This window comes from Burkholderia latens (genome assembly GCF_902499045.1).
GTDB lineage: Bacteria > Pseudomonadota > Gammaproteobacteria > Burkholderiales > Burkholderiaceae > Burkholderia > Burkholderia latens.
Genome location: NZ_CABVPL010000038.1, coordinates 59789 through 71899, shown reverse-complemented (window position 1 = coordinate 71899; position 12111 = coordinate 59789). Strand labels below are relative to the sequence as shown.

11 protein-coding genes are annotated in these 12111 nt (G+C 66.7%); 7 read left to right on the top strand and 4 right to left on the bottom strand.

Annotated features, from left to right (window positions below):
• Positions 1-1146 precede the first annotated feature (1146 nt).
• The gene (locus BSE24067_RS22815; RefSeq protein WP_151066388.1) at positions 1147-2793 is read right to left on the bottom strand and encodes a tetratricopeptide repeat protein; all 1647 of its coding nucleotides are present in this window, start codon (positions 2791-2793) and stop codon (positions 1147-1149) included.
• Positions 2794-3160: 367 nt separating this feature from the next.
• Here BSE24067_RS22815 and glyQ point away from each other — a divergent pair, with 367 nt between their 5' ends.
• From glyQ to BSE24067_RS22790, 5 genes are read left to right on the top strand one after another with little or no spacing between them, the layout of a single operon-like run.
• Positions 3161-4165: a glycine--tRNA ligase subunit alpha gene (glyQ, locus tag BSE24067_RS22810; RefSeq protein ID WP_080294533.1), complete on the top strand. Its 1005-nt coding sequence runs from the start codon at positions 3161-3163 to the stop codon at positions 4163-4165.
• Positions 4166-4187: 22 nt separating this feature from the next.
• Positions 4188-6287, top strand: a complete 2100-nt coding sequence (glyS, locus tag BSE24067_RS22805; protein WP_151066389.1) for a glycine--tRNA ligase subunit beta — start codon at positions 4188-4190, stop codon at positions 6285-6287.
• A gap of 10 nt (positions 6288-6297) precedes the next feature.
• The gene (gene gmhB, locus BSE24067_RS22800) at positions 6298-6861 is read left to right on the top strand and encodes a D-glycero-beta-D-manno-heptose 1,7-bisphosphate 7-phosphatase (RefSeq protein WP_151066390.1); all 564 of its coding nucleotides are present in this window, start codon (positions 6298-6300) and stop codon (positions 6859-6861) included.
• Positions 6862-6904: 43 nt separating this feature from the next.
• A complete protein-coding gene (locus BSE24067_RS22795) occupies positions 6905-7669 on the top strand; it encodes a lysophospholipid acyltransferase family protein (protein WP_151066391.1) in 765 nt (254 codons plus the stop codon).
• Between the two features lie 46 nt (positions 7670-7715).
• Positions 7716-8627, top strand: coding sequence for a M48 family metallopeptidase (locus BSE24067_RS22790; protein WP_151066392.1), 912 nt, complete (start codon positions 7716-7718; stop codon positions 8625-8627).
• A gap of 114 nt (positions 8628-8741) precedes the next feature.
• Here the strand turns inward: BSE24067_RS22790 and gloA are convergent, their stop codons facing one another.
• Positions 8742-9131, bottom strand: a complete 390-nt coding sequence (gloA, locus tag BSE24067_RS22785) for a lactoylglutathione lyase (protein WP_151066393.1) — start codon at positions 9129-9131, stop codon at positions 8742-8744.
• Between the two features lie 326 nt (positions 9132-9457).
• Between gloA and BSE24067_RS33000 the strand changes: the two genes are divergently transcribed.
• Together BSE24067_RS33000 and BSE24067_RS22780 are read left to right on the top strand one after the other, a co-directional pair.
• A complete protein-coding gene (locus BSE24067_RS33000) occupies positions 9458-9889 on the top strand; it encodes an STM2901 family protein (RefSeq protein WP_151066394.1) in 432 nt (143 codons plus the stop codon).
• Positions 9889-10242, top strand: coding sequence for a DUF1493 family protein (locus tag BSE24067_RS22780; protein WP_060314982.1), 354 nt, complete (start codon positions 9889-9891; stop codon positions 10240-10242). Before BSE24067_RS33000 ends, BSE24067_RS22780 begins: the two co-directional genes overlap by 1 nt.
• On the opposite strand, the gene rsmA is transcribed toward BSE24067_RS22780, so the two are convergent.
• Both rsmA and pdxA read right to left on the bottom strand, forming a co-directional pair.
• Positions 10239-11060 (bottom strand): 16S rRNA (adenine(1518)-N(6)/adenine(1519)-N(6))-dimethyltransferase RsmA, encoded by an 822-nt coding sequence (rsmA, locus tag BSE24067_RS22775; protein WP_151066395.1) that lies wholly within the window; start codon positions 11058-11060, stop codon positions 10239-10241. The two genes, BSE24067_RS22780 and rsmA, sit on opposite strands and share 4 nt — an antisense overlap.
• A 51-nt stretch (positions 11061-11111) precedes the next feature.
• Positions 11112-12101: a 4-hydroxythreonine-4-phosphate dehydrogenase PdxA gene (gene pdxA, locus BSE24067_RS22770; RefSeq protein ID WP_151066396.1), complete on the bottom strand. Its 990-nt coding sequence runs from the start codon at positions 12099-12101 to the stop codon at positions 11112-11114.
• Positions 12102-12111: the final 10 nt, after the last annotated feature.

The window sequence follows — 12111 nt, the reverse complement described above, 5'->3', positions numbered from 1 at the left end:
AGTTCAGACGTGTGCTCTTCCGATCTGGCGTCGCCGTCGCGCTCGTCGCGGCCGGCGTCGCGCTGTCGCAGGTCACGTGGACCGTGCCCGCGAACGCGCCGCTCACGGTGCGGCTGCTGCAGGGCAACGTGAAGCAGGACATCAAGTTCGAGCAGGAAGGCATCGACGCGGCGATCAAGATGTACACGCAGATGATCGTCGAGAAGCCGGCCGGCCTGATCGTCACGCCGGAAACCGCGATCGCGGTGATGATCCAGGAGCTGCCCGAGCCGTTCGCGGTCGCGATTCGCAAGTTCAGCGACACGACGGGCTCGGCCGTGCTGTTCGGCGCGGTCGGCGCGTCGGTGACGCCCGACGGCCGTTACGTCGACTACACGAACAGCCTGTACGGCGTGACGCCGCACTCGCGCGACATCTATCACTACGACAAGCATCACCTCGTGCCCTTCGGCGAATTCATCCCGTGGGGCTTCCGCTGGTTCGTCGATCTGATGAAGATGCCGCTCGGCGACTTCGCGCGCGGCGCGCCGGTGCAGAAGCCGTTCGTCGTGCACAACCAGCCGGTGATGGCCGACATCTGCTACGAGGACTTGTTCGGCGAGGAAATCGCCGCGACGATCCGCGACAATCCGCAGCCGCCGGGCGTGCTCGTCAACGTGACGAACCTCGCGTGGTTCGGCGACACGATCGCGCTCGACCAGCACCTGCAGATCGCACGGATGCGCGCGCTCGAAACCGGCCGGCCGATGCTGCGCTCGACCAACACCGGGATGACCGCCGCGATCGATGCGCGCGGCCGCGTGCTCGGCCAGTTGAAGCCGTTCACGATCGGCTCGCTCGACGTGCGGATCGAAGGCACGAGCGGCTTCACGCCTTATGTGACGAGCGGCAACAGCGTCGTGCTCGCGGTGTCGATGGTGCTGCTCGCGTTCGGCTTCACGTTCGGGCCGGGCCTGCGCCGCCGCGACGGCGCGAAGGCTGGCGGGGACCGGAACGTGTGACGCCTCGGGGCCGCCGTCGCGCAGTGCGCGGCGGTGGCCGTTCCGGCATGCACGCCGCACCGCATGCCGGCGTTCGCTGCACGATGCAGCGTCTGCACGGCACGCCGGCATGCCCGCGCGCACGATACAAGCACCGCCGCGCTGCTCAGGCGTTGCGCTGCGCGTCGTCGGCCAAACCGCGCAAGTCGCGCGCGACCGCCTCCATCACGGGCTTCCATGCGCCGAACGCGGGCTGCCGATACAGCGTCGCGGTCGGATACCACGGGCTGTCCGTGCGTTCGAGCAGCCACGGCCAGTGCGGATTCACGTCGAGCAGCACCCACGTGCGCGCGCCGAGCGCGCCCGCCAGGTGCGCGACCGACGTGCACACCGTGATCACCAGATCCAGCGCGCCGATGAAGGCCGCCGTATCGTCGAAGCTGCGCAGTTCCGCGGTGAAGTCGTCGATCGCGAAACCGGCCGCGCGCGCCGCCGCGACATCCGCGTCCGCGCCCGGCTGCAGCGAATAGAACGCAACGTTGCCGATGCCGCGAAACGCATCGGCATAGCGCTCGAGGCCGACGCGGCGAAACGGATTGCGCTGGTGCCCCGCACTGCCCGTCCACACGAGCCCGACCTTCAGCCGGCCTTTTCCCGCGAGCCGCGCCAGCCGCGTGCGCCACGCGTCGCGCGCGGCCGAATCGGCATGCAGGTACGGCACCGACGCGCCGAGCGTCGACGTCTCCATCCCGAGCATCAGCGGCAGGCCGATCAGCGGCACTTCGTAGTCGAACGCGGGCAGCTCGTCAATACCGCCGCCCGCGCCGAATGCGTCGGCGTGTGCGCCGAGGCTGCGCTGCATCAGCGTGCCGACCTGCGGAAACGTATTCCATGCGAGCCGCCCGCCCTCGCGGTGCACGCGCTCGGCGAGCGGCGCGACGAAACGCGCGAACTGCAGCACGTCGCCGAGCCCCTGCTCGCCCCACAAGAGGAGCGTCTTGCCCGCGAGCGGCTCGCCGTGCCAGCGCGGGCCAGGCAGCGCCGGCAGGCGGCCGCGCAATTCGCCCGCGCCGTCCCAGCGCGCCTCGTGGCCGCGCCAGCCGGCCGCGTAGTTGCCGCGCACGAGCTGGATGATCGCGAGATTGAAACGGAACGATGCGTCGTCGGGCGCGAGCTCGCATGCGCGCGCCGCGTAACGCTCGGCGTCGTCCCAGCGCTGCGCCTCCTTCATCGCCATCGCGATGTTGTTCAGCGCGAGCGCGTTGTCGGGCGCGATCTCCGCGAGCCGCGCCGCGCACGCGAGCGCGCCGTCGAGATCCTGCATCGCGAGCCGTGCGACGACCAGGTTGATCCACGCCTGTACGTCGCGCGAATCGGCTTCGACGGCCGTCTCCAGCAGCGCGATTTCCTCGCGGCGATCGCCGCCCGACAGCCGCAGCGCGATCGCGAGGTTGTTGCGCAGCGACGGCCAGCCCGGATCGAGCGCATGGGCGGCGCGGTACGGCGCGATCGCGTCGGCATGGCGGCCGACCATCTGCAGCGCGTAGCCGTGATTGAAGCGGGCATCGGCGCCCGGATGAACGCGCGCTGCGCATTCGGCCAGCGCGAGCGCGTCGGCCGTGCGCTGGCGCGCGATGAGCGTCGCGGTGAGCTGCGCGAGCGCGGCCATGTCGACCGCGTGCAGATGGCCGGCCGCGGCGAGCCAAAGCGCGTGCGCGGCGTGGTCGCCGCGCGCGCGGGCGTCGGCCGCCTGCCCGAGCAAGGCAAGCAGCGGCGGCATCAGCGGAATGAGGAAATCGTTCGAATCGTCCATGCGGTCCGGAGTGGGCAGGCGGTCGCGCGGCAGGCGCCGCGCGCACCGCGATACGCGCATCTTAACGCCCGCGCCGCGCGGCGCGGCAAGCGGCTGGACCGGCGCATCGCGACGCGACGCCGATCAACGCAACGCGCACCGCGACGCCTCGGGCACGGCCGTCGCATCGCCGTCGCGTCAGGCGCGCACGGGCCGTCCAAATGCAGCCGGCGGCCCGTTCATCCGCGTTCCGGCCGCATCCGGTCGCCGATCCGGTAAAATTGCACGTTTCAGCACACTAACAAGCCGCGCCGCCGCGCGAGCCGACCCTCCGGGCGTTGCCCGGAGCGCCGCCCGCAACGGAGCGCCAGCGCCACGAAGGCTCTTCATGCTTACGTTTCAGCAAATCATCCTGACGCTGCAGTCCTACTGGGACAAGCAGGGTTGCGCTCTGCTCCAGCCCATCGACATGGAAGTCGGCGCGGGCACGTCGCACGTCCACACGTTCCTGCGCGCGGTCGGCCCCGAGCCGTGGCGCGCCGCGTACGTACAGCCGTCGCGCCGCCCGAAGGACGGCCGCTACGGCGAGAACCCGAACCGCCTGCAGCACTACTACCAGTACCAGGTCGTGCTGAAGCCGGCGCCGGAAAACATCCTCGACCTGTACCTCGGCTCGCTCGAGGCGCTCGGCTTCGACCTGAAGCAGAACGACGTGCGCTTCGTCGAGGACGACTGGGAGAACCCGACGCTCGGCGCGTGGGGCCTCGGCTGGGAAGTGTGGCTGAACGGAATGGAAGTCACGCAGTTCACGTATTTCCAGCAGGTCGGCGGCCTCGACTGCAAGCCGGTGCTCGGCGAAATCACGTACGGCCTCGAGCGCCTCGCGATGTACCTGCAGAAGGTCGAGAACGTGTACGACCTCGTGTGGACCGAATGGGAGGAGCAAGGCCCGAACGGCCCCGAGCTGCGCCGTCTGTCGTACGGCGACGTGTACCACCAGAACGAGGTCGAGCAGTCGACCTACAACTTCGAGCACGCGAACGTCGACCTGCTGTTCACGTTCTTCAACAGCTACGAAGCGGAAGCGAAGAAGATGATCGACGCGCAGCTCGCGCTGCCCGCGTACGAGCTCGTGCTGAAGGCCGGCCACACGTTCAACCTGCTCGACGCGCGCGGCGCGATCTCGGTCACCGAGCGTGCGGCGTACATCGGCCGCATCCGCGCGCTGTCGCGTCTCGTCGCGCAGGCTTACTACGACTCGCGCGAGAAGCTCGGCTTCCCGATGCTCGGCAATCCGCCGGGCGTGCCGGGCCTCACCACCGACGCCCAGGACGCCGCGCAGCCGGCATGGGCGCCGCCGCTGAAGGTCGAACGCAAGATCGATCAGGACTGACGAGACGAGACTTATTCCACACATGACGCACAATCATCCCGCCCCCCTGCTCGTCGAACTGCTGACCGAAGAGCTGCCGCCGAAGGCCCTCGCGCGCCTCGGCGACGCATTCGCCGAAGGTCTCGCGCAACGCCTCGCGGCGCGCGACCTCGTCGACGGCGAACTCGTGTTCGAACGCTACGCGACGCCGCGCCGCCTCGCGGTCGTCGTGCAGAACGTGCGCGCCGTCGCGCCCGAAAAACAGGTCCGCGAAAAGGTCCTGCCCGTGTCGGTCGCACTCGACGCCGAAGGCCGGCCGACCGCCCCGCTCGCGAAGAAGCTCGCGGCGCTCGGCCACCCGAACCTGACGATCGCCGATCTCGAGCGCGCGCAGGACGGCAAGGCCGAAGCGTTCTTCGTCAACTACTCGGCGGCCGGTGCGACACTCGCCGACGGGCTGCAGGCCGCACTCGACGAAACGCTCGAGAAGCTGCCGATCCCGAAGGTCATGACCTACCAGCGCCCGGACGGCTCGGACGTCAAGTTCGTGCGCCCGGTGCATCGCCTGACCGTGCTGCACGACGATCGCGTCGTGCCCGTCACCGCGTTCGGCATCGATGCCGGCGACACGACGCTCGGCCACCGCTTCCTGTCCGACGGCCTCGTTGCGATCCAGCATGCGCACGCGTATGCGGACACGCTGCGCGACAAGGGCCGCGTGATCGCGCACTTCGCCGATCGCCGCGAAACGATCCGCACGCAGCTGAACGAACATGCGAACGGCGATACCGTCGTGATGCCCGAAGCGCTGCTCGACGAGGTAACGTCGCTGGTCGAATGGCCGGTCGTCTATCCGTGCCGCTTCGAGGACGAATTCCTGCAGGTGCCGCAGGAATGCCTGATCCTGACGATGCAGACGAACCAGAAGTATTTCGCGCTGACCGACGTCGCGGGCAAGCTGCGCTCGCGCTTCCTGATCGTGTCGAACATCGACACGAAAACGCCGGGCGAGATCATCGAAGGCAACGAGCGCGTCGTGCGCCCGCGCCTCGCCGACGCGAAGTTCTTCTTCGAGCAGGACAAGAAGAAGCCGCTCGCCGATCGCGTGCCGCTGCTCGCGAACGTCGTCTATCACAACAAGCTCGGTTCCGCGCTCGCGCGCGTCGAGCGCCTCGAGGCGCTGGCCGGCGAGATCGCGCCCGCGATCGGCGCCGATGCCGCGCATGCGAAGCGCGCCGCGCGCCTCGCGAAGGCCGACCTGCTGACCGACATGGTCGGCGAGTTCCCGGAATTGCAGGGCACGATGGGCACGTACTACGCGCGCCATGACGGCGAGCCCGACGACGTCGCGCTCGCGTGCGCCGAGCACTACCAGCCGCGCTTCTCCGGCGACGCGCTGCCGACCACGCCCGTTTCAACCGCGGTCGCGCTCGCCGACAAGCTCGAGACGATCGTCGGCATCTGGGGCATCGGCCTCGCGCCGACCGGCGAGAAGGATCCGTTCGCGCTGCGCCGTCACGCGCTCGGCGTGCTGCGCCTGCTGCTCGAGAAGCAGCTGCCGCTCGATCTCGTGTCGCTGCTGCGCACGGCCCACGCGCGCTTCGCGGGCGTGCCCGGCGTCGCCGAATCGACCGACGCGATCTTCGCGTTCTTCATGGACCGCCTGCGCGGCCTGTTGCGCGAACGCGGCTACTCGGCCGGCGAAGTCGACGCGGTGCTGAGCCTGAACCCGACGCGCGTCGACGATCTCGTCGCGCGCCTCGACGCGGTGCGCGAATTCACGCGTCTCGCGGAAGCCGAAGCGCTCGCGGCTGCGAACAAGCGGATCTCGAACATCCTGAAGAAATCCGAAGGCGGCACGAACGGCGCGGTGCAGCCGACGCTGCTCGTCGAGGCCGCCGAAAAAGCGCTGCACGAACAGCTCGCGGCCGTGACGCCGCACGTGCAGTCGCAGCTCGAAGCGCGTGCGTACACGGGCGCGCTGTCGGCGCTCGCCGCGCTGCGCGCACCGGTCGACACGTTCTTCAACGACGTAATGGTCAACGCGGAAGATCCCGCGCTGCGCGCGAACCGTCTCGCGCTGCTGGCCGCGCTGCACCAGCAGATGAACTGCGTCGCCGACATCTCGAAGCTTGCCGCATAAGGGCCGCACGATGCCGATCAGCCCCAACCGCAAGCTCGTCGTCCTCGACCGGGACGGCGTGATCAACGTCGATTCGGATGCGTTCATCAAGACGCCCGACGAATGGATCGCTCTGCCCGGCAGCTTCGAGGCGATCGCGCGGCTCAATCACGCCGGCTATCGCGTGGTCGTCGCGACCAACCAGTCCGGCATCGGCCGCGGGCTGTTCGACATGGCCGCGCTCAACGCGATGCACCTGAAGATGCATCGCGCGGCGGCCGCGGTCGGCGCGCGCATCGACGCGGTGTTCTTCTGTCCACACGTGTCGGAAGATCACTGCGACTGCCGCAAGCCGAAACCCGGCATGATGCAGATGATCGCCGAGCGCTTCGAGATCGATCCGGCGCACACGCCGGTCGTCGGCGATTCGTTGCGCGACCTGCTGGCCGCCGTCGCGGTCGGCTTCCAGCCGCATCTCGTGCTGACCGGCAAAGGCAAGAAGACGCTCGCCGCGGGCAATCTGCCGGACGGCACGAAGGTGCACGACGACCTGCGCGCATTCGCGCTCGATTTCCTTTCATACGAACACGAGTGATGCGGCCGCCGCGCGCATCCTCCTTACAGCCAGACCCACGCCGATGCGCTTCGTCCGCTCCCTGCTGCTGCTGATCTACTTCATCCTGTACACGGTCCCGTACGCGACCGCGTGCTTCATCGCATTTCCGTTCATGCGTCCCGATGCGCGCTACTGGATGGCGGCCGGCTGGTGCAAGTCGACGTTGTGGGTCGTGCGCTGGCTGAACGGCATCCACTACCGGATCGAAGGGATGGAAAACCTGCCCGACGGCCCGGCCGTGCTGCTGTCGAAGCACCAGTCGGCCTGGGAAACGCTCGCGTTTCCGGCGCTGATGCCGAAGCCGCTCTGCTACGTGTTCAAGCGCGAGCTGCTGTACGTGCCGTTCTTCGGCTGGGCGCTCGGGATGCTGCACATGGTCAACATCAACCGCAAGGAAGGCAAGAACGCGTTCGCGTCGGTGATCCGCCAGGGCAAGAAGCGCCTGTCGGAAGGCGCGTGGATGATCATGTTCCCGGAAGGCACGCGCACGCCGGTCGGCAAGCAAGGCAAGTACAAGACGGGCGGCGCGCGCTTCGCGATCGAAACCGGCACGCCGGTCGTGCCGATCGCGCACAATGCAGGTCATGTGTGGCCGCGCAATTCGTTTACGAAATTTCCGGGTGTCGTCACCGTGTCGATCGGCAAGCCGATTCCGGTCGAAGGCAAGACGCCCGACGTATTGAACTCGCAGGTCGAAGCATGGATCGAAGCGGAAATGCGTCGCATCGATCCCGATGCCTATCGGCAACCGGGCAATGCCGGCGCACGCGATGCCGCGCGCGTGTGAACCACCCGGATTGCAGCCGTTGCGTACGACGAAACGAAGCGAACAGATGAAAAAGCGTCCGCGGCCACGGCCTGCCGTCGTGGCCCTCGATCATCGCCAGATGGACCTGCCGCTCTTCGACGGGCCGGCGGCGGCGTCGCCGGCAGCGTCGGCACCGCCTTCGCAGCCCTCGCCGCCTGAAGCGGCTGCAGCGCCCGCGGTCCCCGCGGCGCCGCTCGATCCGGGCCCCGCCCCCGATCGTTCCCGCATCCGTACGTTCGCCGTCGACAGCCGCGTGCTCGAGTATCGGCTCAAGCGCTCCGCGCGCCGCACGATCGGCTTCACGATCGACGGCAGCGGGCTGTCGATCACCGCGCCGCGCTGGGTCACGCTCGCCGACATCGAAGCGGCGATCGCCGAAAAGCAGCGCTGGATCTTCGCGAAGCTCGCGGAGTGGAAGACCCGCACCGAGCAGCGCGCGCTGCCGCAGATCGACTGGCGCGACGGCGCGCAGCTCCCGTATCTCGGCAAGACGATCACGATCGCGCTCGGCGCGGGCGCCGTCGCGTTCGACGCCGACGCGCAACGGCTGTCGCTGCCGCTGCCCGCGCAGGCCGACATGCAGCAGATCAAGGATCGCGTGCAGGGCTGGCTGCAGGGCGAGGCGAAGCGGATTTTCGGCGAACGCCTCGCGGTCTACGCCGAAAGGCTCGGCGTCACGTATTCGATGTATGCGCTGTCGTCGGCCGCGACACGCTGGGGCAGTTGCTCGAGCGACGGCAAGATCCGGCTGAACTGGCGGCTGATCCATTTCCCGATGTCGATCATCGACTACGTCGTCGCACATGAGCTGTCGCACCTGCGCGAAATGAACCACAGCCCGGCGTTCTGGCAGACCGTCGAATCGATCTTCCCGGAATTCCGCGAGGCGCGGCACACGCTCAAGCACCACCCGCCCGAATTGCTGCCGTCGCTGTAACGCGACCACTCGCACCGGCAATGCAAAACGGGCGATGCGGATCACACCGCATCGCCCGTTTTTTCCTGCCTGCCCGCTGCGTATCGCGTGCGCTGCGGGCCGCTTATCCGGCGCTCAGCGCGCCTTCTTCTGGATGAACTCGATCTTGTAGCCGTCCGGATCCTCGACGAACGCGATCACGGTCGTGCCGTGCTTCATCGGACCCGCTTCGCGCGTGACCTTGCCGCCTTGCGCCTTGATCTTCTCGCAGGCTGCGTACGCATCGTCGACTTCCACCGCCAGATGGCCGAAGCCGTTGCCGAGATCGTAGGACGGCGTCTCCCAGTTGTGGGTCAGCTCGATCACGGTGCCCGTGCTTTCGTCTTCGTAGCCGACGAACGCGAGCGTGAACTTGCCTTCCGGATAATCCTCGCGGCGCAGCAGCTTCATGCCGAGCAATTCGGTGTAGAACTTGATCGAGCGGTCGAGATCGCCGACTCGCAGCATCGTATGCAGCAAACGCATGTGTTGTACTCCTGTGGGGACTTTCCAGAAGCGGAAATTCTACCGGAGTCGCCGAAAATCCGCTGGCCGCGGGCCTCCGCGAGACGTGACAGCCTTTTGGCCGCATGGGTGACGCGACAACTATTGGCTCGCGCGGGAAATAAGAAAAATACGAGGATTAATGGGAAATCCGCGGCACCGACGCAGTGAAAAACGCATCGCATCAGCGGTGCTATTCTGACAAATCCGAACAATATCGAGACAATTAAATATCTCCAAATAAATCATATTGCCATTCGCAGAAACAATAAATTATTATTGCAATCTCATTTTATTCTCACACCGCCATGCAAAACACATATACATATGGGATACACAGCAACCTCACACCTGCAGAACTATTCTTTTTGATCGCAGTCGATAAAACCATGGATGAGTTGGGAGTTAGTGATGCAGCAGGTGTTGCAATGATACTTGCGGGCTCACGGTTTCTCTCAACACGAGGCAAATTCGCGGGTGCAGTAAAAGGGACCTCGGTTGCGTCGAAGGTCTCTCGCTCACTATTGCCCTATGAGATAAAATATCGGATCTTACCTACGTTCACATCACGGACCAGTGTAGCGCGATTACGAGTGAAGTTGACGAACCATATTGGTGTATTCGTCGGCCGCGCGATTCCGGGAGTCGGCTGGGCGATTACTGCCGTCGATGTGGCAATGATCGGGTATAAATCGGTTATGGAATACAACCGACGAGTAAAACGTGAGGATCGACTGTAATGGACGATGCGTGGCCCCAACTTCAGCAATTCATACGGGAAGTACGCGCCGCCGGAGTATTCGGGCTGGACGATGAATTAACTCGCGATATGGATCTGTATCACGATCTCGATTGGGAACCACCCAAAATCGTGAACGTCATACAGATGTGGGGCGATCGATTTCACGTCGACCTCAGCGACTTCAATGTCGCCTACTACGTTCCATCCGCGAGTATGCGAAAGCGTGACGTAGTGCTGGCTGCGTTGAAGTCGCCGTTCAGCGCGAAGGCGCGAGAATCGCTAGGAGGCCGATCGCTCACACTGGGGATGTTGGAAGAAGCAATGAAGCGGGGGCGATGGGAACGGCGTTAACGACGCACCGCCGCCAGCGCCTGCGCCACGCCGACGTATTCGGCCACGCTCACATCCTCCGCGCGCCGTGCGAGATCGAAGCCGAGCCCGTCGAAATCGATCGTCTCGCGATAATCGCCGAGCGTGTTGCGCAGCATCTTGCGGCGCTGCGAGAACGCGGCCGTGACCACTTCGCCGAGCAGGACCGGATCGACGTCCGGCAGTTCGTGCGGCTCGTACGGAATCATCCGCACGATCGCCGAATCGACCTTCGGCGGCGGCTGGAACGATTCCGGCGGCACGTCGAGCATCTTGTCCATCACGTAGCGGTACTGCAGCATCACCGACAGCCGCGAGAACGCCTTCGTGCCCGGCTCCGCGACCATCCGCTCGACGACTTCGTTCTGCAGCATGAAATGCTGGTCGATCACCACGCTCGCGAACGTCATCAGATGGAACAGCAGCGGGCTGGAAATGTTGTACGGCAGGTTGCCGACGATGCGCAGCGACGGCTTGTCGCCGGGCGCCGCGAGCGAGCCGAAGTCGAACGCGAGCGCGTCGCCGGCATGCAGCTCGAGCAGCGCCCCGAAGCGCTGCTGCAGGCGGCCGATCAGGTCGCGGTCGAGCTCGACCGCATGCAGCGGCGACTCCGGTGTCGCGACACGCGCGATCAGCGGCTCGGTCAGCGCGCCGAGGCCGGGGCCGATCTCGACCATTCGCTGACCGCGCGCGGGGCCGATCGTCGCGACGATCGAATCGATCACGCCATGATCGACGAGGAAGTTCTGCCCGAAGCGCTTGCGCGCGAAGTGGCCTTGGTGCTGTCTGCTGTTCGACATCGACTGAGAAAAACGAAAAAAACGACGAATAAGGTCGGGCCTGCGCGCGCGTCAGGACGCGCGGCGATGGCGCGCCATCGTGACTGCCGTATCGAGCGCCGCGACCATGCTGCCCGGATCCGCGCGGCCGGTGCCGGCCAGATCCAGTGCAGTGCCGTGATCGACCGACGTGCGGATGATCGGCAGCCCGAGCGTGATGTTGATGCCCTCGCCGAAGGTCGCATACTTCAGCACGGGCAGCCCCTGATCGTGGAACATCGCGAGCACGCAATCGGCGCCTTCGAGATAGCGCGGCTGGAACAGCGTGTCGGCCGGATACGGGCCGCGCGCGTCGATGCGCTGCGCCTGCGCGCGCGCGAGCGCCGGCGAGATCACGTCGATCTCCTCGCGCCCGAGATAGCCGTTCTCGCCCGCATGCGGGTTCAGGCCCGTCACCAGAATGCGCGGCGCCGCGAGACCGAAGTCGCGCCGCAGGTCGCGATCGACGATTTCAAGCGTGTCGACGAGCCCGTCGATCGTCAGTGCGGCCGATACGTCCTTCAGCGGCAAGTGCGTGGTCGCGAGCGCGACGCGCAGCGGCCGTTCGCCTGTGCCCGCCAGCATCATCACGACGCGCGGCGTGTGCGTACGCTCCGCCAGATATTCGGTATGGCCGGTGAACGGCACACCGGCATCGTTGATCGTGCTCTTCTGCAGCGGCGCGGTGACGATCGCGTCGAACCGCCCGGCCACCGCGCCGTCGATCGCCGCATCGAGCAGCCCGAGCACATAGCGGCCGTTGGCCGCGTCGAGCTTGCCCGCCTGCGCGGGCACGGCGAGCGGATGATGCTCGACCGACACGGGGCCGCCGCCCGACAGCACTGCGCGGTCGGCGCCGATCGCAGCCGCGCGTGCGCCAAGCAGCGCGGCGTCGCCGAGCACGGTGAAATGCGCGCCCGGCCAGCGCCGCGCCGCATCCTGCAATGCCTGCACGGTCAGCTCCGGGCCGACCCCCGCGGGTTCGCCGGTCGTGATCGCGATCTGCAGCGCGGGTGCCGTCATGTGAAGCTCG